Below are 22,280 nucleotides of genomic sequence, written 5' to 3' on the forward strand. Positions count from 1 at the left end.
CGTCTAAGGAAAAGGCATGAGCGATATCGTCTTTCATCTGGGTGCGTATCCCGTCCCGCTGGGCCTGTTTCTCGGTGCCATCGGCGTGATGGCGCTGGTGCTGCTCGCCGCCCTTACCCTCTCCGCCCGCCGCGCCGCGCAGGCCCGCGCCCTGGAGGCGGAGGAACTGGCGGCTCATGCGCGCGAGATGGAGGCCCGGCTGCGGGATCTCGCCCGGAGCCAGGCGGAGACCACGGGCCGGGTCCAGAATATGGGCGAGGTGCTGGCGCAACGTCAGAGCGAGTTGGCCCGCGCGGTATCCGAGCGTCTCGATTCCACCTCGCACCGCCTGGGCGAGAGCTTTTCCACGGCCGCCCGCGCCACCCATGAAAGCCTCACCAAGCTGGCCGAGCGGCTGGTGATGGTGGAGAAGGCGGAAAAGAGCCTCGCGGACCTCTCCACCCAGGTGGTGTCCCTGCGCGAAACCCTCTCCAACAAGCAGGCGCGCGGGGCCTTCGGGCAGGCCCGCATGGAGGCCATCGTCACGGACGGCCTGCCCAAGGACAGCTTCGCCTTCCAGTACACCCTCTCCAACGGCCGGCGGCCGGACTGCGCCGTCTTCCTGCCGGGCGATCATCGTCCCCTGCTGGTGGACGCCAAGTTCCCCCTGGAGGCAGTCACCGCCTTCCGCGAGGCCCAGACGCCCGAGGCGCGCAAGAGCGCAAGCACGCGCCTCTCCGCCGACATGCACAAGCATGTGGGCGATGTGGCCGAGCGCTACCTGCTGCCCGGCGAGACCCAGGACATCGCGCTCATCTTCATCCCTTCCGAATCCGTCTATGCCGAATTGCACGAGAATTTCGACGACGTGATCCAGAAGGCGTTCCGCGCCCGCGTGGTCATCGTCTCCCCCTCGCTGCTCATGCTGGCGATCCAGGTGGTGCAGGCCATCTCCAAGGATGCCCGCATGCGCGAGCAGGCGGACCGGATCCGGGCCGAGGTGGGGGAGTTGGTGAAGGATGTGACCCGGCTCAGGGATCGCGTGGGCGATCTCTCCAAGCATTTCGGGCAGGTAGGCGACGATGTTTCCAAGGTGCTCATCTCTGCGGACAAGATCGCCAAGAGGGGCATGCGGCTGGAGCAACTGGAATTCGAGGTGCCCCCGGCCTCAGCCGAACCTTTAAATGCCCCCGAGCGGATTGGACAGCTCGGCCTCACCCTTCCCGGGGCTGCCGAGTAGCACCCTCGTTTGCCGACTATGCAACGGTAGCGGGTGCAGGGTCGCCCCCAGGGTTATCCACGGCCCGTTTTGCTCGCTGCATTATGTCTTGCGCCCAGGCGCCGCACCGCTAGCTTCATAAGTCTGTCATGAATCATGCGCTCGCGCTTCGGTTGCGCGCGGCGAAGCGTTGAAGGATGAAATGCCCGAGTTGCCCGAGGTGGAAACCGTCCGCCGCGGTCTGATGCCCGTTCTCCAGGGTGCCGTGATCGAGAGTGCCGAGGCGCGCCGGCCCGATTTGCGCTGGCCCTTGCCCACCGACTTCGCCGATCGGCTCGCCGGACGTCGCATCGAGGCGGTAGGACGACGCGCGAAATACCTGCTGGCCGACCTGGATGGGGGCGAGGTGCTCATCCTGCATCTGGGCATGTCCGGCTCCATCCGCATCGAGGGCGCCGCCACCGCCGGCCGCCCCGGCGCGTTCCACCATCCGCGCGGCGCGCCCGGTCCGCACGACCATGTGGTGCTCAATCTCGCGGGCGGCGCCAGCGTCACTTTCAACGATCCGCGCCGCTTCGGCGCCATCCTGCTGGTGCCCTATGACCGGCTGGACAGCCACCCGCTGCTGCGCGACCTCGGTCCCGAACCCCTGGGCAACCATTTCAACGCCACCTATCTGGCGGGCGCCTGCGCGGGCCGGCGTATCAGCCTGAAAAGCGCGCTGCTGGACCAGAAGATCGTCGCCGGCCTCGGCAACATCTATGTCTGCGAGGCACTCAACCGCGCCCGTCTCTCGCCCCGGCGCCTCGCCACCACGCTCGCCACCAAAGCGGGCGGCCCCACGGACCGGGCGGAGCGCCTGGTGGGGGCCATCCGCGACGTGCTGCGCGACGCCATCCTGGCGGGCGGCTCCAGCCTGCGCGATCATCGGCGGGTGAATGGCGAGCTGGGCTATTTTCAGCACGCCTTCCGCGTCTATGACCGGGAAGGCAAACGGTGCCCCACCTACCGCTGCAAGGGCACGGTCCAGCGCATCGTCCAGGGCGCCCGCTCCACCTTCTTCTGCTCCACCTGCCAGCGCTGACCCGCGCCTGCGCGGGAAGCTGCGCGCCTGCCGGTCGCAGGAGGTGAATCCGTGCACAGCCTCCGGGCGCGCAGCGGGGCTTGGGCGTGCCCCGCCCCCAATGCTACAGACGGATCGGCGGGAGCGCGGCAGGGCCGCGCATCCCCTGTTGAGCCGGTCACCGGCTCGCACATGGCGCAAAGCCGACGGGAGGCAAACGATGGAATTTGAGACAGTTCAGGTGGAAACGCACGGTCGGGTCGGGCTTATCCGGCTCCATCGCCCGCAGGCCCTGAACGCGATCAGCGTGCAGCTGATCAAGGATCTGTCTGCCGCCCTCGACGCCCTGGAAGCGGACCGCACTATCGGCTGCCTCATCCTGACCGGTTCCGAGCGCGCCTTCGCCGCTGGCGCCGACATCAAGGAGATGCAGAACTTTACCTATCCCGACACCTATCTCGACGATTTCATCACCTCCTGGGAGCGCCTGTCGCGCACCCGCAAGCCCATCATCGCGGCGGTGTCGGGCGTGGCCCTGGGCGGCGGCTGCGAACTCGCCATGATGTGCGACTTCATCCTGGCAGCGGACACGGCCCGCTTCGGCCAGCCGGAGATCCGCCTGGGCGTGATGCCCGGTTCCGGCGGTACCCAGCGCCTCACGCGCTTCGTGGGCAAGTCCAAGGCCATGGAAATGTGCCTGACCGGCCGCATGATGGACGCGGTGGAAGCCGAGCGCTGCGGCCTCGTCTCGCGCATCATCCCCGCCGCCGATCTGGTGGAGGAGGCGCTGAAGGTGGCCGCGAACATCGCCGCCATGTCCCTTCCGGTGGCCATGATGACCAAGGAGAGCGTGAACCGCGCCTACGAGACCAGCCTCGCCGAGGGCATCCGCTTCGAGCGTCGCGTGTTCCAGTCGCAATTCGCGCTGGCCGACCAGAAGGAAGGCATGGCCGCCTTCATCGCCAAGCGCCCGGCCGAGTTCAACAAGGAGTGATCCCGTGCCGGAGCGCTCCGCCTGTGGAGAGCTCCGGCCCAAGCGGGATTTTTCGCGAAACGGCGGCGAGGGGGCGTTGACAAGGGGGAACCCTCTCCCTTATGTCACGCCTCTCTTCGCTTCCCGAAGCGACGAGGCCCAGGTGGCGGAATTGGTAGACGCGCTGGCTTCAGGTGCCAGTGGCTTAACGGCCGTGGAGGTTCGAGTCCTCTCCTGGGCACCACTTATTTTCTAATCTCTTGAAACATCAGAGATCACAGGTCGCCCGCCCCTTGCACGGTGCGGGCTTTTTCATGTCTGCCGGGCGCCTGCTTTGCGCAGCCCATCACGGGCTTCCCGGAAGCTCCTTGCGCTCCCGGTGCCGCAGCCCTTCCGTACACAACGATCCTCGAAACGCGCCGGGCGATCCCGCTCGGAACGAGCACGCGCGCCCGCCTGGAGGTGGCACGCGCTCGCACACCCACGCACCACTGTGAAAGCCGGTTGACAAAGCTCCGGGCGTGGCGTTCCCTTCTCTCATAAAATAAAAACGATCGTATTGTAATTCAATACGAACCTATCAGAGGGGTGTTCATCATGAACGCTTTCCGTGGCTACAGGGTGCCTTGGCGCCCGTTCGCCCGCGGGCCGGCCCCGTCTGTCTCTTGTGCCGTCCGGAGCGCGCTGCCGCTGCGCGTCTCCCCATGTCGCGAATTCCGGAGGAGCTATCCATGAAAGCGTTGCCGAAACTGGTCGCGGGTCTTGCCGCCCTCACTTGCGCGTCGCTGCTGAGCGCCGCGCCCGCGAGCGCCCTCGACAAGGTGGTCCTGCGCATCAATTTCTCGCCCTGGGCCATGCACGCCCAGTATTTCGCCGCCATCGCCCAGGGCTTCTATGCCAAGGAAGGCATCGAGCTGGAAATCCGCCCGCCGTCCGCCGGGCAGAGCGGCGAGGCCCTGGTGGCCAGCGGCCGTGAGCAGTTCGGCGTCGCCAATGCGGACGGCTTCGTGAAGGCCAAGGCGAGCGGCATGCCCATCGTCGCCATCATGGCCGACCAGCCCGACACGCCCATCGCCGTGATCACCCTGAAAAGCTCGAACATCGCCGAGCCGAAGGACATGAAGGGCAAGAAGATCACCTGGTTCCAGGCCAACGTGAAGGGCCAGATCGACCCGCTGCTGAAGAAGGGCGGCATCACCCGCGACGATATCGAGTTCGTCCTCGTCTCGCGCGGCGCCGAAGTGCAGATGCTGGCCGCCGGCAAGGTGGATGCGCTGTGGGGCTATTCCTTCGGCCAGGCGCTGACCCTGGAAGACCGTGGCTTCCCGGTGAACATCATGTCCCTGAAGGACAATGGCCTCGTGAATTACGGCACGGTCATCTACACCAGCGAGGCGCTGGTGAAGAGCGATCCTGGCCTCGTCCAGCGCTTCGTGAACGCCACGCTCCAGGGCTATATCTGGACCCAGAAGAACATGGAGCCGGCGGTGGCCGAGGTCATCAAGGTCGCCCCCGACCGCGACCTCAAGCTTGAGACCCGCAAGCTCGCCATCATCTATGACCTCTACAATTCGCCGGACTATGCCGAGCGCTTCGGCAAGATGAACGACGCCAAGTGGACGGCGACCATCGACTCGCTCTCCGACGATCTGCCCACCAAGCCCGCGCCTTCGAGCCTCTACACGAACCAGTTCGTGGATGCCGCCGAAGCCGCCAAGACGCTCGCGGCAGCGGTCCGCAAGCCCACCAACTGAGCCTTCCGCGCGGTGCCGAGAGGCACCGCGCGCCTCTCCCTGAACCAACCCGCCGTCACGCGCGGGATTGCGGGCGCATGCCCGCCACACGCCCCGGAGCCCTCCCATGAGTGACGACCAGCACAAAAGCGAAGTGCGCGACGGCATGCGCGTGGAATGGGACGCGCCCATCCAGATGCCGGACGGCATCGTGCTGCGCGCCGACATCTTCCGCCCGCTCGACGACGGCCAGTATCCGGTCATCCTCCATTACGGCCCCTATGCGAAGGGCCTGCATTTCGAGGACGGCTACAAGAGCGCCTGGACGCGCATGATCGCCTCCTTCCCGGAAGTGCTGGAAGGCACGTCCAGCACCTATCAGAGCTGGGAATTGTGCGACCCCGAGAAATGGGTGCCGGACGGCTATGTGTGCCTGCGCATCGATTCCCGTGGCGCGGGCCGCTCGCCGGGCTTCCTGGACCCCTGGGGGCCGCAGGAAACGCAGGACATCCACGACTGCATCGAATGGGCGGGCGTGCAGCCCTGGTCCAACGGCAAGGTGGGCGTGTCCGGCATCTCCTATTATGCCGTGAACCAATGGCAGGTCGGCCCGCTCCAGCCGCCGCATCTGGCGGCCCTGTGCATCTGGGAAGGCTATTCGGACTTCTACCGCGAGCAGCTCCGCTCGGGCGGAATCCTCAATGAATTCATGGGCAACTGGTACACCCGCCAGGTGGTCTCCATGCAGAACGGCGTCGGCGAGCGCGGCAAGCGCTCGCGCGTCACCGGCGAGCCGGTGGGCGGTCCGCTGACCCTTTCGGAAGAAGAGCTCGCGCAGAACCGCATCGACCTGATGCCCATCATTCGCGAGAAGAAGCTGGTGGACCAGTTCCACAAGGACCGCTCGCCGTCGGACTTCGCGAAGATCGAGGTGCCGCTGCTCTCCTCCGCCAATTGGGGCGGCGTGGGCCTGCACACGCGCGGCAATTTCGAGGGCTATCTTCAGGCCGGCAGCAAGCAGAAATGGCTGGAAGTGCATGGCGACACGCACTTCTCGCACTTCTATTCCAATTACGGCCTCGCGCTGCAGAAGAAGTTCTTCGGCCACTTCCTGAAGGGCGAGGACACGGGCTGGGACAAGCAGCCGCCGGTGCAATTGAACATCCGCCATCCCGGCGAGAAGTTCGTGCTGCGCGACGAGCAGGAATGGCCCCTCGCCCGCACCCAATGGACCAAGTTCTATCTCGACCCCGCGACCCTGGCCCTCACAACCACGAAGCCCGAGGCCGGCGCCACCACGCTGACCTATGAGGCCCTGGGCGACGGGCTGTTCTTCACCACCCCTCCCCTCACGGAGCCCCTGGAAATCACCGGCCCCATCGCGGCGAAGCTGTTCCTGTCCTCCCAGACACAGGACGCCGACGTGTTCCTCGCCATCCGCGTCTATGACCCGGAGGGCAAGGAGGTGGTGTTCATCGGCTCCAACGATCCGCGCACACCCATCGGCCTCGGCTGGCTGCGCGCCTCCCAGCGCAAGCTGGACCCGGCCAAGACCCTGCCCTATCGCCCCTATCACACCCATGACGAGAGCCAGCCCCTGGAGCCGGGCACGCCCGTGGAACTGGATGTGGAAGTGTGGCCCACCTGCATCGTGGTGCCGGCCGACTATCGCCTCGCCCTCAACATCCGGGGCAAGGATTATGAGTATGACGGCACCCCGGCCGACATGCCGTACAATTCCTACAAGATGTACGGCGTCGGCCCCTTCACCCACAACGACCCGGTGGACCGCCCGAAGGAGATCTTCGGCGGCCAGAACACCCTCCATTTCGGGCCGGACGGTGAGACCTATCTGATGCTGCCGGTCATCCCCGGCGCCTGAAGCTGAAAGGCGGGGCGTCCCCCCGTCTTGTCCGCGCATACGAAAAGGGCCCCGCCGCAAACAGCGGCGGGGCCCTTTCTGTTGAAGGACGGGACCCGGCGCGCCGGGCCGGCGTCACGCCGCGGCGGCGGGGGCCAGGGAAACGGCCGCCTCGATGGACTGCTCCAGAATGGAGAGCCCCTCGGACAAGGTCTCGTCGGAGATGGTGAGCGGCGTGAGGATGCGGATCACGTTGGCCCGCGTCCCGCAGGTCAGCAGGATCAGGCCGCGCTTCTCCGCCTCTTCCACGATCTTGTTGGTGAGCGCCGGGGCGGCCGTGTTGCGCGCCCGGTCCTCCAGCAGCTCGAACGCCACCATGGCGCCGAGCCCGCGCACGTCGCCGATGCATTCCATGCCCTGGCGGTTCGCCAAGCCGTTGAGCAGGTCCGTGATGCGCGAACCGATGGCGAGGGCGCGTTCGCACAGGCCCTCCTCGGCGATCACATCCAGCACCGCATGGGCGGCGGCCACCGCGATGGGGTTGCCCGCATAGGTGCCGCCGAGGCCGCCCGGATGGGCCGCCGACATGATCTCCTTGCGCCCCACCACCGCGGAGAGCGGGAAGCCGCCCGCAAGCCCCTTGGCCAGCGTGATGATGTCCGCCTGGATGCCCGCATGCTCGATGCAGAACATCTTGCCGGTGCGGCCCATGCCGGCCTGGATCTCGTCGGCGATGAAGAGGATGCCGTGCCGGGTGGCAAGCTCGCGCAGGCGCACCAGGAAGTCCACGGGCGCCACATTGAAGCCTCCCTCGCCCTGGATGGGCTCGACGATGAAGGCGGCGATGCGCTCGGGCTCAACATCCGAGGCGAACAGGCGCTCGATGGCCGCGATGGCGTCGTCCGTGGAGACGCCCATGAGCGCGCTCGGGAAGGGCACATGATAGATCTCGGCCGGGAACGGGCCGAAATTGCGCTTGTAGGGCGCCACCTTGCCGGTGAGCGACATGCCCAGCAGGGTGCGGCCGTGGAACGCGCCGGAGAAGGCCACCACGCCCGCCCGCTTGGTATAGGCGCGCGCGATCTTCACCGCATTCTCCACCGCCTCGGCGCCGGTGGTGACGAGGATGGACTGGTTCTCCCCGCCCGTGGGCGCCATGGCGTTCAGCCGCTCGGCGAGCGCGATATAGCCCTCGAAGGGCGACACGTTGAAACAGGTGTGGGTGAAGGCGTCGGCCTGCGCGCGCACGGCCTCCATCACCTTGGGATGGCGATGGCCGGTATTCAGCACGGCGATGCCGGCGGCGAAATCGATGTAGCGCTTGCCGTCCACGTCCCACAGCTCGGAATTTTCCGCGCGCGCCGCATAGATGCCCTTGGTGGCGACGCCATGGGCCACCGCCGTGGCCTGGCGGGTCTTGAGTTCGGACGTGGTCGTCATTGGGAAACACCCTTTTCGAGAAGGTCGGCGGGATGATCTGCCGCCAATCTGGCGGTTTCAAGCGTCATGAGCCGGTTATGGTCAGCCCCGCACAAGCGGCGCGGTTAACCCTGGGACATTGCATCCGGACGGTGAGGATTGCCCATGGTCGTCGTTGCGGACAAGATTCTCAGGATCGTCGGCCCCACGGGGAAGCCCGCGACCACCGCCGCGCTCAACAAGCTGGTCCTTCGGGAGAACCAGTTGGAGGCGCAGCTTGCGGAGGTGAAGAGCGCGCGGGGAACCGACGAGGCGGCGCAGCAGCAGGAAATCCGCAAGCTGGAAGAGGCGCTGAAAGAGGTCCGCAAGACCATGGAGTCCCTGAAGGCCCAGCTTGAGGAATTGAGGGCCCAGGAGGAGAAGGAGGGCAATGTCCGCTCCGCCGCGCGCGAGGCCCTGAGCAAGGCGGGCAATCCCTATGCTCCGCTCTTCAAGGCAGACCTGACCTCGCTCAGCAAGGATTAGCCCCCCACGCCCAAACCGGGCAGCGCCCCAAGGGCCTGCCCGGACGGGAATGGGGGCCGCGCCCACCGGCTCAGAGCGCGAGCCGGGGCAGGTCCACCCAGCTTCGCTCCCGGTTGCTGCGGTAGCAGGCATCCACCAGTTGGAGCCCCTTGGCGCCCTCGATGAGGGGCGAGGGAAAGGGCGTGCCCTCCGCCACATGGCGCAGGAACAGTTCCCAGCCGCAGCGATAGCTGTTCTTGAAGGGATCCACGTCCGGCACTTCCTGCCAGTCGGCGGCGAAATCCCGGTCGATGCGCTGCTGGACGTTCCAGAGCGGCTTGGGCGTCGCCACGTCCGGCTGGATGAAGCAGCGGTGCAGGGTCGCCACCGCCGAGCCCTTGGTGCCGTCCACCTTCAGTGTCAGCATGTCGTCCGCCCGCACCCGCGTCGCCCAGGAGGAGGTGACCTGCGCCAGCGCGCCGCCTTCCAGCTCGAAGGTGGCGGCCACCTCGTCCTCCACATCCACCTCATAAGGCCGCCCGGCCTCGTCACGGCGGTGCGGGGTGACGGTGGAATGGCGGCAGGTGACGGCGGTGATGGGGGCCACGAGGCCGTCGATCATGTAGCGCCAGTGGGGAAACATATCGAGGATCAGGCCGCCGCCCTCGGCCTTCCTGTAGTTCCAGGACGAGCGCTGTGCGGGATGCATCTCGCCGTCGAAGATCCACCAGCCGAAATCCAGCTTCACCGACAGGACCCGGCCGAAATAGCCCGCCTGCTTCAGCTTCTTCAGCTTGGCGAAACCCGGCAGGAACACCTTGTCCTGCACCACGCCGTTCTTCACCCCGGCCGCCTCAGCTGCCCGTGCCAGCGCCAGGGCGTCCTCCAGCGTGTCGGCGACGGGCTTCTCCAGATAGACATGCTTGCCCGCCGCGATCGCTTCCAAAGCGCGCGGCACGCGCCCGGCGGTGGCCGCGACGTCGAAATAGATGGCGACCGTCGGATCGGCCAGCATCGCCGCCGTGTCGGTGGACCAGTCGGCGACGCCGTGCGCCTTCGCCAGCGCCTCCACCTTCTCGGCATTGCGGCCGAGCAGGATGGGCTCCGGCATCAGCCGGTCGCCGGTCGCCAGCGCAACCCCGCCTTCCCTGCGGATGGCGAGGATGGAATTGATGAGATGCTGGTTCTGCCCGAGGCGTCCGGTGACGCCGTTCATGGCGATGCGGATGGGATGTACGGCCATGTCCGTCAGCCCTTCGCGCCGAGGGTGGCTTCGGCCGCCACATAAGCCTCAGCCACCTCCGCGCCGGTGGCGAACCACACGCCGGGGAAGCGCCGGACTTCCTGGATGAACTTGCGCAGCAACGCGATGCGCGAGGGGCGCCCGGTAATCTGCGGATGCATCACCACATCCACGAGGCCGCCCCAGCGATAGATTTCGTGGAACTCCTCAAGCCAGACTTCGAGGATATGGCTGTTGGTCATGATGGGGCGCGGGCTGCGCACGGAGAACAGGGCCTGGGGCGCATCGTCCAGCGACCAGTGCCAGGGAATTTCCACCACGCCGGGCCGCCCGTCCGCCAGTTCGTGACGATAGGGCACGATGCCGTCCATGAGGGTGGAATCGTAGAGGAAGCCCTTTTCCGTCAGCAGGCGGATCATGTTGGGGCTGGATTCCCCTGCAGGCGAGCGGAAGCCCTTCGGCTTCACCCCGACGATGCGCTTCATGGCGTCGAGGCCCTTGTCCATGGCCTCTTCTTCCAGGTCCGGGAATTCGGGGTCGATCCATTCGTGCAGATAGCCGTGATGGCCCAGCTCATGGCCATCAGCCAGGATGCGCTCCACCGCCTGCGGATAGCGCTCGATGGTCCAGCCGGGCGTGAAGAAGGTGGCGGGCGTGCCTTCCTCCTTCATGAGGTCCAGCACCTTGTGGACGCCCACCCGGCCCCCATAGACACCCTGGCTCAGCACGCCGGGGCGGCGGGCATTGTCGGGGTCACGGGAGAACCACAGGGTCTCCGCATCGAAGTCGAAGGTGAGCATCACCGCGCAGCGCGCGCCGTTCGGCCAGGGGAACGGCTCGTCCATGCGGGAGAAGGGCCGCTCCGTGATGGGAGACGGGGGCACAGGGATCGCCGGATGCATGGTCATTCCTCCCCATCGATGGTGAACGGCACATAGGGGTAGGTGCAGGGCGGACCGTTCGCCACATGCATCACCCGGGCATTGAGGTCGATGAGCACCGCGCCCGTGGTCATGGTGCGCTTGGCTTCCGGCTGGGTTTCGTCGGCGTGGCGGCAGATGGCGTTGGGATGGCCGAAATGATCCTGCGTGACCCGCCGCATGTCGTCGAACGTGATCCCGCCCTTCGTCCCCCGAAGCAGGCGGCGGATGCGCGACGCCCGGTAAAGCGTGTTGGGCGCGATCTTCTCCATCTGGGATTCGCCATGGCCCGTTCCCGCGAAATGGTTGGAATGGGTGACGATGCCGTCCTCCGGATGGAGATAGGTGAGGTGGTTCGGCGAGGTCTCGATATCGATGATCTCGCCGTCCGCATGGCCGATGACGAAATTGGCCGAACAGGTGCGGCGGGTGTCCACCACGGGGCGCAAGGCATTGTCGAACCGCCCGGCATCCAGCACCTCGCGGCAGCGGACATGGAACGGCTTCTCGTAGGGGTTCACGCCGTCATTGGAGGAGGCGAGGCCGTTCTCCACGAGGCCGATGCCCTCCTCGTTCACACCCATCTTGCCACCCACGATGCCGGCTTCCGTGAAGCACACGAAGCTCGGCCCGTTGCGGCGGCGCACCCGCAGCACGAGGTTGCGGTCATGCACCCCCGCCAGCCAGTCCCAGTTCTGGCCGAGCCAAGTGTGGCCGTCGGCGGTTGCTTCCGGCAGCAGGCCGAACGTGGTGCAGCCGTCCGGCCCCACGGTCAGCAATTCCTTGCGCAGCGCCTCGTTGCGCGCCGCATCCTGGCCGAACAGGGTGAAAGCCAGTTCGTAGCGGGCATTGAGCACGGCAATGGCCGGTTCGCCGTGGCGCGAGCCTTCGGCGATGCCGCGCATCTCCTCGGCATAGTCCTCGTTCTGCCGCCGGATGGAGGCATACCAGCGATTGCCCTCCAGGAAGGCGGTGTCGCGGTCGAGGCCCGACGCCTCGAAGCGCCTCAGATAGGTTTCCAGATTGGAAGCGATGTCGTCGGCGAAGCGCGCGCCATGCAGGCGCCCGCGCTCGCGCGGATCATCGCCGACCGTCAAAGAAGGTACGGCGCGCATCACGTCTATGCCTTTCCCAGTTCGCGGGATGCCAGAGCGCGATCCGATCAGGTTGAACCAACCCGGTCGGTGGATCGCCCTCTGAACGGTCTAAAGGTTTGTTTTTACGCATTTTCTTCACGCGAACCGGACTCCACTTCGCTTGAAAATGCTCTAATGCATGACTTCGTAGAGCTCACGATTGAGCTCCAGCACCAGCTTGGAGAAGCCCTCGGTCAGCCGCGTCTCCGGGGTGCGGGGGCGCGGCAGGTCGATGTCGATCACCCGGTGGATGCGGCCCGGCCGCGGGCTCATGAGCACCACGCGGTCGGAGAGCAGCACCGCCTCGCTGAGGCTGTGGGTCACGAACAGCACGGTCTTCCGGTATTGCTGCCACACCCGCATCAGCTCGAAGGCCATGCGGTCGCGGGTGATCTCGTCCAGAGCCGCGAACGGCTCGTCCATGAGCAGCACGGCCGGGTCCAGCGCCAGGGCGCGGGCGAGCGCGGCGCGCTGCTGCATGCCGCCGGAGAGCTGGTGGGGGAACTTCTCCCCGAAGCCGGTGAGGCCCACCACATCCAGCAGGGCATCCACGGACGGCGCCGCGGCGGAAACCGTGCCGCCATGCCCCGCCACCAGCGACTTCAGCAGGCCGATGTTCCGGCGGATATTCAGCCAGGGCATCAGGTTGGCCTGCTGGAAGACGAGGCCGAGACGGCCCGCCTTGCGCAATTGCGCGGGCGACGCGCCGCCGATGGCCACCTGCCCGGCCGTGGGCCGCATCAGGTCGGAGACCACCTTCAGAAGCGTGCTCTTGCCGCAGCCGGACGGCCCGATGAGCGAGACGAACGCGCCGTCCTGGATGTCCAGATTGATGGATTTCAGCGCGGTGACCGGCTCCGCGCCCCCGGCGCCGTACACCACGGATACGTTGGAGATGGAGATGCCCGCACCGGCCTTCGCCTGCAGCGCGCCCTTGTCCTCGATGACGGCCATGGGTTCGCTCCCTAATCGTGGGTGGTCTGGTCGCCCATGGCGTGCCGCTTCCAGGAGAGGCGGCGCTCGATGAGCGACATGAGGCCGAAGAAGGTGGTGCCGATGACCGCGAGCGCGATGATCGCGGCGAACGAGCGGGCCGTGTTGAAGTTGAAGCTGCCGGACAGGACGAGGTAGCCGAGGCCGTTGGAGGCCGCGAGATACTCGGCCACGATGGCCCCCAGAACCGCGAGGGTGGTGGCGATGCGCAGCCCCGCGAAGATGTAGGGCATGGCATAGGGCAGACGCAGTTGGAAGAAGATCTGCCGCTCGCTGGCCGCCACCGAGGTGAACACGTCGCGCAGCCCCCGGTCCACCTCCTTGAACCCGGTCATCGTATTGATGACGATGGGGAAGAAGGCGATGGCCGTGACCACCAGCAGCTTGGAATGGAAGCCCGCACCGACCCACACCAGGATGAGGGGAGCGATGGCGATCTTCGGCACGCTCTGGAGCGCCACGAAGATGGGCATGACGCACCGCTCCATGAGCGGGAAGCGGATCATGAGCGCGGAAACCGTCAGGGCGAAGATGACGGCGCAGACATAGCCGGACACCATGCTGGAGATGGTGGCCGCCGCATGCATCCGGATCAGCGACCACTCATTGTACATGAGCACGGCGATCTGGGACGGCGCGGGCAGCAGGAAGGGCGGGATCTTGAAGAAGCGGACCGCGAATTCCCAGAGGCCGATGAGGAAAGCGGTCAGCAGCCACGGGCCGAACCGCTCCACCAGCCCGCGCACGCGCCCGGCGCGGGAGGGGGCGGGAAGCGCGAGGGGGGCGGCCTCCGTACCCTGGATATCCGTCATGCGCGCGCCCTCGCCCGGCCAACCGCCGGCCCGGCGGAACCGGGCACGGAACGGGTCATGCGGGAGGCATGCGGGGAGAGAAAGGGAGGGGCGGGACGCCCGGTTGCAAGGTCGCTTGCCATGGTAATCCCCGTCTGATATTTTCGTATTGAAACACAATACGATCGTTTTTATTTTCTATTGAAAGGAACCTCCCTTGAGCGGGTTTGTCAACACCTTGCGCGCGGAAGGGCGGGACGAAACGTCGACCGTCGATCCGCGCCAGTTCGTCAACTCGCTGGGCAAGGGTATCGCGGTGCTGGAGGCGTTCGCCGCCCATCCCGGCCCCATGAGCCTCCAGGAGATCGGCGACCTCGCGCGGCTGGACAAAAGCACGGTCCAGCGCATGGCCTACACGCTCCTGCACCTGGGCTATCTGCGCAAGGGGCTGGACGGGCGCGGCTTCTGCCTGGGGCCGAAGGTGCTGGACCGCTCCTTCGATTTCCTGCGGAGCTGGCCGCTCATCGAGCGGGCGGTGCCGGTGCTGAACGAGCTTCAACAAACCGCGCACGAGCGGGTTGATCTGTCTATTTTCGACGATCTGACCATTTGTTACGCCATTCGCCGCCAGAGCAAGCGGCAGACCTTCTTCGCCACCCTGATCGGCCGGCGGATTCCCACCTTCTGCTCCTCCGGCGGGCGGGCCATCATGGCGAAGCTGTCGGACGGCGAGGTGGACAGCATCATCGCCCGCTCCGAGCTGGTGCCCCTGACCCCCAAGACTCTCACGGCGCCGGACGACATCCGCGCCCAGGTGCAGCGGGCGCGCACGGAGGGCTATTCGCTGGTGCAGGACGAGAGCCTGATCGGCGAGGTGGCCGTAGCCTGCGCCGTGCTCGACCACCGGGCGCGGCCGGTGGCGGCGGTGCATATTGCCGGGTCGCTCTCGGAATGGAGCCCGGAAAGCTTCGCCAAGCGGTTCGCGCCGCTGGCGGTGGAGGCGGCGAGCGCCCTCAGCGGGGCCATCGCCCCCTTCTGATCAGGAGGTCCGGTGCTTCCGTGGAAGCACCGGAACACACAGGTTTCAGAGCGGCGGCTTGAGGGCCGCCAGCCACTTGGCGATCTCGGCATCGCCCTCGGGCACCTTGAGGTCGCGCGCCCATTTGCGCAGGCCCGCCTCGTCGATGGTGTTCACGCCCGCGATCAGCTCGTCGGTATAGAAGTCCATCGGGTTGACCTTGCCTTCAAGGCCGAGGATTTCCACGAAGTCGCTCCAGTTCTCCTTGGAGAAGGAGCACCATTTGTCGTTGTTGGCGGCATCGCGGGAGATCAGCGGGGCGCGGGTGTTGATGATGGTCACCGCGTCCTTGATGGCCTGCTCGCGGGAGATGCCGGTGGGGACCGAGGCCGGGTACATGTAATAGCTCACCCGCACGGCCGCCTCGGGATTCTCCGTCATCACGATGATGGAGCGGATCATGCCCTTGAGCATCTCCAGCGCCTCGGTCTTGTGGCCGTCGAACCAGGGACGCTGGAAGGCGAAGACATAGGCGGTGGCGGCATTCTTCATGTCGCCCGGCGGTTCGAGGACGCGCACGTCGATGCCCAGCGTCTTCAGCCGCACCACGTCCACATCGGCATTCAGCAGCGCATCCACGCGGCCCGAGGTGAGGGCGGCCGCGGCCTGCTGGCCGTCGCCCACGGGCAGCATGGTGACATCGGCCGCGCTGATGCCCGCATGGCGCAGCGCGAACTTCAGATAGCCCACGCCGCCATAGGCCAAGGTCGGCACGCCGATCTTCTTGCCCTTGAGGGCGGCATAGGAGGTGATGGCGCTGTCCGGCATGACCGAGATGCGGTGCAGGACGCCGCGCAGATAGACGCAGGGGATGACCGCCGGCAGCTTACGCCCCTCGGCGGCGGAATTCAGGATGATGTCCTGGGTCCCCGTGCTCATGGTGAGCTGGCCGGAGAGCATGAGCTGGAGGTTCTCCGCCGCGCCCTGCGTGCCCACCGACTTCGGCGCGATGGCGCTGCCGAACAGCCCCATCGTGGTGCCGATCCACATGTTGGAGAAGCCGGGATTGAAGCTGCGCGAGGAGACGCCGATCACCGGCTCCGGCACCTGGGCGAAGGCGGGAACGGCCGTACAGAGGGCCAGGGGAAACGACAGGGCACCCGCGAGGCGTGCCAGGGATTGTCCAATCAGCGGCATACGTATCTTGCTCCCAGCTCCGGTTATCAGCCTTATTGCGATCCTCCTGGGGAGCCGGTTCCGTTCAAAACGCCTGCTGACCGGTCCGGCACCGGCGGTTTCGAGACCGTGACGAGAAGGCTGAGGCAGGCCCCACGGAATGTCAAACGTCCGTTTGAGATTCCGCGGAGAAACCTCCGCCCGCCCTCAAAATCCCAGCGCGCACCCGTCCTTGCGAGGGTCGGAGCAGCCGGACAGGACGCCCGACTGCGGATCGATGCGAATGGCCTGCGCCCCGCCGATGGGATCGGCCCGCAATTCCACGGTATGGCCGATGGCGGCAAGGCGCGCGCGGGTGGCTTCCGGCAAGGTGTGCTCCACCATCACCTTCCCGTCCTGCGGGAAGGCGCGCGGCGCGTCCGCCGCCTGCTGCATGTCCATGCCGTAATCGATGAGGTTCGAGAGCAAAGTGGCATGGCCCACGGGCTGGAAATGCCCGCCCATGACGCCATAGGAATAGAGCACCCGCCCCTCCTTCATCACCATGCCGGGAATGATGGTGTGCATGGGCCGCTTGCCCGGCGCGATGGCGTTGGGGTGCCCCTCCTTCAGGGAGAAGGAGCGTCCGCGATTGTGCAGCAGGATGCCGGTCTGCGGCTCGTAGAGCGCGCTGCCGAACGGCTCGAAGATGGAATTGATGAGCGAGAAGGCGGTGCGGTCGCGGTCCACCACCGTGAGATAGACCGTGTCCTTGTGCTCGGGCAGGTCGTCGGGCGTGCTCACGTCCAGCACCGCGTCGGGCCGGATGCGCGCCGCAGCCGCCTTGGTGAAGGCGTCCGACAGGAAGCGCTCCCAGGGCACGGGATAATGCTCGGGGTCGGCCAGCCAGGCGTCGCGGATGGAGAAGGCGATGCGCGCCGCCTCCATGAGCTTATGGAAGCGCTCGGGGCTCTGCGGCCCGTCCGCCGCCACGTCCAGATGGGAGAGGATGCGCAGCAGCAGCAGGGTGATGATGCCCTGCCCGTTGGGCGGGCATTGATAGACCGTGTGGCCCCGATAGTCGGCGCTCACCGGCTCCACATAATTGCCGGCAGTGGCGGCGAAATCGGCGCGGGTCTGGAAGCCGCCCCGCTCCGTGAGGAAGTCTGCCAGATGGGCGGCGATGGGGCCGCGATAAAAGGCGTCGGGCCCGCCCTTGGCGATGTCCCGCAGGCTCTGGCCGAGAGCGCGATTGGTGTAGAGGCGACCGGGGCGCGGCAGGTCGCCGTCATCCAGGATGAGCGCGGCGAACCCTTCCGCCCGGCGCACCTTGGCCAGGAAGGACCGCAGGTCGAACACGATCCGCTCATGGATCGGATGCCCCTCCTCCGCATAGCGCGCGGCGGGTTCCAGGAGGGTTGAGAGCGGGATGGTGCCGTGGTCGGCGGCGAGGCGGTGCCACGCCTCGATGGCACCGGGAATGGTGACCGCGTGCGGCCCCAGGGGATCGATGGCGGTGATGCCTTCCGCCTGATAGCGCGCGAGGCTCGCCCCGGCGGGCGCCCGGCCGGAGCCGTTATAGGCGATCACCGGCCCCTGGCCGTTCTTGGCCAGCAGGCAGAAGCAGTCGCCGCCAATGCCGGTCATCTGCGGCTCCACCACCGCCAGCACGGCGCAGGCGGCAAGTCCCGCATCCACGGCATTGCCGCCGTCGCGCAGCACGTCCAAAGCGGTGGCGGTGGCCAGCGGATGGGAGGTCGCCGCCATGGCGCCCGTGGCGTGGACGGTGGAGCGGCCGGGGCCGAACAGATCGCGGAAGGTCATGTGGTGCTCGTCTTCTTGCGGGCTGCGGGCTTCGGAGATGTGGGAGACGCCTTGGCCGGGGCGCGGCGCGGGGCCTTGGCGGGCACCGCCAGGGACGGGAGCGTGAAGCCCGCCGTCAGAACCGGAATGAGGTGGCGCATGGCGGCGGCGCTGTCGGACATGGTGAATTCGTCGCCCAGCAGGCGCTGGAGGCGCCCGCTATCGGCGCGCACATACATCATGGCGCCATAGGCGCAGGCCAGCCGCCAGAACAGGTCTTCACGGGTGAGGTGCGGGCAGGCCCTGGCCAGCAGATCCACGAAGCGCACGGCCACCTGATCGTAAAGCTCATAGACCACCCGCCGCACCTCCGGCGAGGGATCGGCGGCCGAGCGGCCGGAGAGGCGGCGGAAATTGTCGGCGCCGGGCTCGTTGCTCACCCGGATGGCGGGGCCGATGAAGGCGTCGAGCACCGCCGCCGGATCCATGCGGCCGGTGCGCTCCTCCTCCGCGAGGCAGGCCCGGAGCAACTCCTCCCGCTCCATATTCATGGGCCCCACCCGGCGCGCGAACACAGCCCGGTAGAGACCTTCCTTGCTCTGGAAATGATAATGGGCGGCCGCGAGATTGACCCCGGCAGCGCCGGTGATGGTGCGCATGGAGACGCCGTTGAAGCCGTGCTCCGCGAACAAGGCCTCGGCCTTATCCAGCAGGCGGTTGCGCGTCTCGGCGGGGTCATAGGCGCCTGTGGGGGCCGCGTCCGCCCCCGGTGCCGCCGCCTTAGAGCCGCGCTTGGAGGCGCTCCGTCCCTTGGCTCCGCCTCCGGTTTCGGAGACATCCGCCGGCAGTGCCGCGACGGTCGGGTCCGGCGCGTCATGCGGCGCGCCCTCCCCCGCCTTGGACGCGGCTTTGGCGGAAGCCCGGGGTGTTCGCTTGGCTGAGGAATCTGAGTTCATATGCGCAACTATTTCAAACGTCCGTTTTGACATCTACCGCAAGGCATGCACAATTTGAAGGCCAGCCTTCGATAAAGGCACGGCTCGGGCTGGCGAGGGAGATTAGGCATGGCACGAGTGGTGACGCTGACCGAATTGCCGGGTGAAAGCGTGGGTCCTGGTGTGGTTCGCGCCTCGGTAACCGGGGGGCAGACCCAGTTGATGGACGCGGAACTCCTCACTCTAGCCGCCGGGGCGGTGTTTGAGGAGACGGCGCCGGAAGGGTCCGACTGCTATCTGTTCATCGTCGGCGGCGCGACCCGCCTGACCGTGGACGACACCTCCAGCGACCTGCCGTTCCAGGCCGCCGCCGTGATCGAGGAAAACACGGCCTACTCCGTCGCCAACGTCTTCGACGGCGAGACCCAGATGCTGCGCGTGCTGGCCCCGCCGAAGGGTGCCACCTCGGGCCTCGCCGGCTTCACCGGCGGCGTCGCCATCCGCCCGCGCGGCGAACTGCCCTTGGTGGTGGTGCCGGAGCAGAAGAAGAAGCGCTATTACATCGTCAGCAAGGAAGCCTCGAAGTCGCAGCGCGGCCACGCCATGATCGTGGAATATGAGCGCGACACCGTCACGCCCCTGCACCATCATCCCGATGCCGAAAGCATGTTCGTGCTGCTGGAAGGCGCCATCACCTTCGTGGTGGACGGCAAGGAAGTGGTGGTGAAGCCGGGCGACGCCACCGTGTTCCGGGCCGGCGACATCCATGCCCTGCGCTGCGCGGAGGGCATCACCTCCGCCGGCTTCCTGGAATTCCACATCCCGGCCGCCTTCACGACGGTGAAGGAATAAGCCATGCGCCTCGCAACCTTCTCCAGATCGGGTGTTCCGGCCCTCGGCATCGTGAAGGGCGAGCGACTGCTCGACCTGGCCGCCGCCGCACCTGCCGGAACCGTGCCCGAGAGCATGCAGGCGACAATCGAGGGCGGCGCGGCCGCACTCGACGCGCTGCGCCGCCTCTCCGCGGGCGCGCCGGACACCGCCTGGCTTCCCCTCGCAGAGGTGACGCTGCTGGCGCCCATTCCCCGGCCGTCCAAGAACGTCTTCTGCGTGGGCCGCAACTACAAGGCCCATATCGAGGAAGGCGCACGGGCGCGGGGCGTGCCGCTGGTCTTCCCCACCGTGCCGGAATTCTTCTCCAAGCCGCCCACCTCCGTGACCGGCCATGAGAGCCCCATCCGCCTCGACACCAACCTTACCGCGCAGCTCGACTATGAGGTGGAGTTGGCCCTGGTGATCGGGAAGACGTGCCGGGACATTTCCGTGGACGAGGCCATGTCCGCCGTCTTCGGCTACACGGTGCTCAACGACGTGACGGCGCGCGACCTCCAGAAGCGCCATCACCAGTGGTTCAAGGGCAAGGGCCTCGACACCTTCTGCCCCATCGGCCCCTGGATCGTCACCGCCGACACGTTCGGCGACCCCTCCGGCCGGCGGGTCACGCTGCGGGTGAACGGCGAGACCCGCCAGGATTCCAGCACCGCCGACCTCCTGTTCAATGTGGCCACCATCGTCTCGGTGCTCTCCGAGGGCCTGACCCTGGAGCCGGGCGACATCGTCGCCACCGGCACCCCGGCGGGCGTGGCGCTCGGCATGACCCCACAGCGCTGGCTGAATGACGGCGACGTGGTGGAGGCCGAGGTGGAAGGCATCGGCATCCTGCGCAACACGGTGCGCGCCCTGGCCTGAACGGATCGCGGGCACATGTCTTCCGTGGCGCCGCCAAACGCGGTGCCACGGCACCAAAAGAAAAAGGGGAACTCGGAACCATGCATGCGCGAGAGGCCGCAGCACGCCTCCCCGACGGGCCCGAGAGCGGTTCCACCGCACCGGCCGCGACATCCCCGGCTGTCCCCACCATCGCGGTGAAGGGGCTGACCAAGACCTATCGCTCGAAGCGCGAGGGCCATGTGCTCGCGCTCGACGACATCGATTTCACCGTTCAGGAGGGCGAGTTCGTCTGCATCGTGGGTCCGTCCGGATGCGGCAAGTCCACCCTCCTCAAGATCCTTGCCGGCATCGTCCCACACTCCGTGGGCACGGTGACGGTCAGGGGGCGGCCGCCCAGTGATGCGGCCAACCGGCTCGGTCTCGTCTTCCAGGCCCCCGTGCTTCTGCCCTGGCGCACGGTCCTTCAGAATACGATGCTGCCGGCGCAGGTTCTGGGCCTCGACGCGAAAGCGGCCGAGGCCCGGGCCCGCGACCTCCTGAAAATGGTCGGGCTGGAGCAATTCGCGGGCTCCTATCCCGGCGAATTGTCCGGCGGCATGCAGCAGCGCTGCTCCATCACGCGCGCGCTGCTGCACGACCCCTCCATCCTGCTCATGGACGAGCCGTTCGGCGCCCTCGACGCCATGACGCGCGACACCATGAACCTGGAACTCCAGCGCATCTGGCGGGAAAGCGGGAAGACCATCTTCCTCATCACCCATTCCATCCCGGAAGCCGTCTTCCTGGCCGACCGCGTGCTGGTGATGAGCCCGCGCCCGGGGCGCATCGTGGAGGAGATCAAGGTGGACCTGCCCCGCCCGCGCGACCTCGACACCATGTCCGAGCCCGCCTTCGCGGAGCTGGTGCGGCACATTCGCGGCCTGTTCGGCATCGGCGCAAAGGACCGTCCCCATGTCGATTGACGCCCCTTCCCGGACAGAGGTGGACACGGAGCGCCCGCGCTTCTCCCTCGCCCGCCTGGTCAACCGGCATCTGGGCCTGATCACCTTCGCCATCCTGATGGTGGCGCTGGAATATGGGCTGCGCTGGTTCCAGGTGCCGGACTATGTGTTTCCCCAGCCCTCGCAGATCTTCATGGCGCTGGTGCGCGGCTTCGCGCCGCCCTTCCTGTCGCCGTCCCAGTATTACGTGAACATCTTCACCACGCTGGTGGAAGCGCTCTCCTCCTTCGTGCTCGGCAGTCTGCTGGGCATCTTGGCGGGGGCGCTGGTGGTGGAGTTCAAGGGCGTGCGGCGGCTGATCCTGCCTTATGTCATCGGCCTGCAGAGCGTGCCCAAGGTGGCGCTGGCGCCGCTGTTCGTGGTCTGGTTCGGCTTCGGCATCGAATCCAAGATCCTGCTGGGCGTGCTGCTCACCTTCTTCCCTCTCCTCATCAACACGGCGGCGGGCTTCGCCAGCGTGGAAAAGGACCGGGTGGAATTGATGGCGAGCCTGAAGGCGAGCCGCTGGACCACGTTCCGCCTCGTGAAATTCCCCGGCGCCCTGCCTTACGTGTTCGCGGGGCTGGAAATGGCGGCGGTCTATTCCATCCTGGGCGCGGTGGTGGGCGAGTTCGTGGGCGGCAATTCGGGACTGGGCGTGCTGATCCTCAGCCGCAACGCCTCGCTGGACATTGCCGGCTCGCTCGCTGCCCTGGTGCTCCTCGCCTTTATGGGCATCGCGCTTCAGCGCACCGTCGCCTTCGCCCGTGCCCGCATCCTGTTCTGGGCCCCGGTCCACGAGACACTGGACGGCGACTGACAGC

Annotated in this window: 20 protein-coding genes and 1 tRNA gene; 12 read left to right on the forward strand and 9 right to left on the reverse strand. The window is 66.9% G+C overall.

Features of this window, described 5'->3' with window-relative positions; translation table 11 throughout:
* The first annotated feature begins 16 nt into the window (after positions 1–16).
* The 6 genes from EJJ38_RS14270 to EJJ38_RS14295 all read left to right on the forward strand — a co-directional run bounded on the left by EJJ38_RS14270 (position 17) and on the right by EJJ38_RS14295 (position 6,849).
* Complete coding sequence (locus EJJ38_RS14270) at positions 17–1,219, forward strand: DNA recombination protein RmuC (RefSeq protein WP_127090798.1); 1,203 nt, start codon at positions 17–19, stop codon at positions 1,217–1,219.
* A 181-nt stretch (positions 1,220–1,400) separates the two neighbouring features.
* Complete coding sequence (gene mutM / locus EJJ38_RS14275; RefSeq protein WP_127090799.1) at positions 1,401–2,282, forward strand: bifunctional DNA-formamidopyrimidine glycosylase/DNA-(apurinic or apyrimidinic site) lyase; 882 nt, start codon at positions 1,401–1,403, stop codon at positions 2,280–2,282.
* A gap of 199 nt (positions 2,283–2,481) precedes the next feature.
* Complete coding sequence (locus EJJ38_RS14280; RefSeq protein ID WP_127090800.1) at positions 2,482–3,255, forward strand: enoyl-CoA hydratase; 774 nt, start codon at positions 2,482–2,484, stop codon at positions 3,253–3,255.
* 136 nt (positions 3,256–3,391) lie between these two features.
* Positions 3,392–3,478, forward strand: a tRNA-Leu gene (locus EJJ38_RS14285).
* A 487-nt stretch (positions 3,479–3,965) separates the two neighbouring features.
* Positions 3,966–4,988 carry an ABC transporter substrate-binding protein gene (locus tag EJJ38_RS14290; RefSeq protein ID WP_164738513.1) on the forward strand — a complete coding sequence of 341 codons (1,023 nt, stop codon included), beginning with the start codon at positions 3,966–3,968 and terminating at the stop codon, positions 4,986–4,988.
* A gap of 106 nt (positions 4,989–5,094) precedes the next feature.
* Positions 5,095–6,849, forward strand: a complete 1,755-nt coding sequence (locus EJJ38_RS14295; protein ID WP_245454253.1) for a CocE/NonD family hydrolase — start codon at positions 5,095–5,097, stop codon at positions 6,847–6,849.
* Positions 6,850–6,963: 114 nt separating this feature from the next.
* Here EJJ38_RS14295 and gabT read toward each other — a convergent pair whose 3' ends face one another.
* The gene (gabT, locus tag EJJ38_RS14300; RefSeq protein WP_127090802.1) at positions 6,964–8,268 is read right to left on the reverse strand and encodes a 4-aminobutyrate--2-oxoglutarate transaminase; all 1,305 of its coding nucleotides are present in this window, start codon (positions 8,266–8,268) and stop codon (positions 6,964–6,966) included.
* Between the two features lie 144 nt (positions 8,269–8,412).
* On the opposite strand from gabT, the gene EJJ38_RS14305 reads away from it, so the two are divergent.
* Positions 8,413–8,772, forward strand: coding sequence for a hypothetical protein (locus tag EJJ38_RS14305; protein ID WP_127090803.1), 360 nt, complete (start codon positions 8,413–8,415; stop codon positions 8,770–8,772).
* 70 nt (positions 8,773–8,842) lie between these two features.
* On the opposite strand, the gene EJJ38_RS14310 is transcribed toward EJJ38_RS14305, so the two are convergent.
* The 5 genes from EJJ38_RS14310 to EJJ38_RS14330 all read right to left on the reverse strand — a co-directional run bounded on the left by EJJ38_RS14310 (position 8,843) and on the right by EJJ38_RS14330 (position 13,855).
* Positions 8,843–9,994, reverse strand: a complete 1,152-nt coding sequence (locus tag EJJ38_RS14310) for a Gfo/Idh/MocA family protein (protein ID WP_127090804.1) — start codon at positions 9,992–9,994, stop codon at positions 8,843–8,845.
* 5 nt (positions 9,995–9,999) lie between these two features.
* The gene (locus tag EJJ38_RS14315; protein WP_245454254.1) at positions 10,000–10,902 is read right to left on the reverse strand and encodes a polysaccharide deacetylase family protein; all 903 of its coding nucleotides are present in this window, start codon (positions 10,900–10,902) and stop codon (positions 10,000–10,002) included.
* Positions 10,899–12,029 carry a C45 family autoproteolytic acyltransferase/hydrolase gene (locus EJJ38_RS14320; RefSeq protein ID WP_245454280.1) on the reverse strand — a complete coding sequence of 377 codons (1,131 nt, stop codon included), beginning with the start codon at positions 12,027–12,029 and terminating at the stop codon, positions 10,899–10,901. Before EJJ38_RS14320 ends, EJJ38_RS14315 begins: the two co-directional genes overlap by 4 nt.
* Positions 12,030–12,182: 153 nt before the next feature.
* Positions 12,183–13,004 (reverse strand): ABC transporter ATP-binding protein, encoded by an 822-nt coding sequence (locus EJJ38_RS14325; protein WP_127090806.1) that lies wholly within the window; start codon positions 13,002–13,004, stop codon positions 12,183–12,185.
* Between the two features lie 11 nt (positions 13,005–13,015).
* A complete protein-coding gene (locus EJJ38_RS14330) occupies positions 13,016–13,855 on the reverse strand; it encodes an ABC transporter permease (protein ID WP_127090807.1) in 840 nt (279 codons plus the stop codon).
* Positions 13,856–14,051: 196 nt separating this feature from the next.
* Here EJJ38_RS14330 and EJJ38_RS14335 point away from each other — a divergent pair, with 196 nt between their 5' ends.
* Positions 14,052–14,873 carry an IclR family transcriptional regulator gene (locus tag EJJ38_RS14335; protein WP_245454255.1) on the forward strand — a complete coding sequence of 274 codons (822 nt, stop codon included), beginning with the start codon at positions 14,052–14,054 and terminating at the stop codon, positions 14,871–14,873.
* Between the two features lie 45 nt (positions 14,874–14,918).
* On the opposite strand, the gene EJJ38_RS14340 is transcribed toward EJJ38_RS14335, so the two are convergent.
* The 3 genes from EJJ38_RS14340 to EJJ38_RS14350 all read right to left on the reverse strand — a co-directional run bounded on the left by EJJ38_RS14340 (position 14,919) and on the right by EJJ38_RS14350 (position 18,766).
* Positions 14,919–16,049, reverse strand: a complete 1,131-nt coding sequence (locus EJJ38_RS14340; protein WP_127090808.1) for an ABC transporter substrate-binding protein — start codon at positions 16,047–16,049, stop codon at positions 14,919–14,921.
* Positions 16,050–16,235: 186 nt separating this feature from the next.
* A complete protein-coding gene (gene ggt, locus EJJ38_RS14345) occupies positions 16,236–17,831 on the reverse strand; it encodes a gamma-glutamyltransferase (RefSeq protein ID WP_205666176.1) in 1,596 nt (531 codons plus the stop codon).
* A complete protein-coding gene (locus EJJ38_RS14350) occupies positions 17,828–18,766 on the reverse strand; it encodes a TetR/AcrR family transcriptional regulator (protein ID WP_164738514.1) in 939 nt (312 codons plus the stop codon). Before EJJ38_RS14350 ends, ggt begins: the two co-directional genes overlap by 4 nt.
* Positions 18,767–18,874: 108 nt before the next feature.
* Here EJJ38_RS14350 and EJJ38_RS14355 point away from each other — a divergent pair, with 108 nt between their 5' ends.
* The 4 genes from EJJ38_RS14355 to EJJ38_RS14370 all read left to right on the forward strand — a co-directional run bounded on the left by EJJ38_RS14355 (position 18,875) and on the right by EJJ38_RS14370 (position 22,276).
* Positions 18,875–19,597: a cupin domain-containing protein gene (locus tag EJJ38_RS14355; protein WP_127090810.1), complete on the forward strand. Its 723-nt coding sequence runs from the start codon at positions 18,875–18,877 to the stop codon at positions 19,595–19,597.
* A gap of 3 nt (positions 19,598–19,600) precedes the next feature.
* A complete protein-coding gene (locus EJJ38_RS14360) occupies positions 19,601–20,494 on the forward strand; it encodes a fumarylacetoacetate hydrolase family protein (protein ID WP_127090811.1) in 894 nt (297 codons plus the stop codon).
* Positions 20,495–20,574: 80 nt separating this feature from the next.
* On the forward strand, positions 20,575–21,438 hold the full coding sequence (locus EJJ38_RS14365; protein WP_127090812.1) for an ABC transporter ATP-binding protein: 864 nt from the start codon (positions 20,575–20,577) through the stop codon (positions 21,436–21,438).
* Positions 21,428–22,276, forward strand: a complete 849-nt coding sequence (locus EJJ38_RS14370; RefSeq protein WP_127090813.1) for an ABC transporter permease — start codon at positions 21,428–21,430, stop codon at positions 22,274–22,276. The genes EJJ38_RS14365 and EJJ38_RS14370 overlap by 11 nt, the downstream gene beginning before the upstream one ends.
* The last annotated feature ends 4 nt before the right edge of the window (positions 22,277–22,280 follow it).

This window comes from Aquabacter cavernae, assembly GCF_003993795.1.
GTDB classification, from domain to species: domain Bacteria; phylum Pseudomonadota; class Alphaproteobacteria; order Rhizobiales; family Xanthobacteraceae; genus Aquabacter; species Aquabacter cavernae.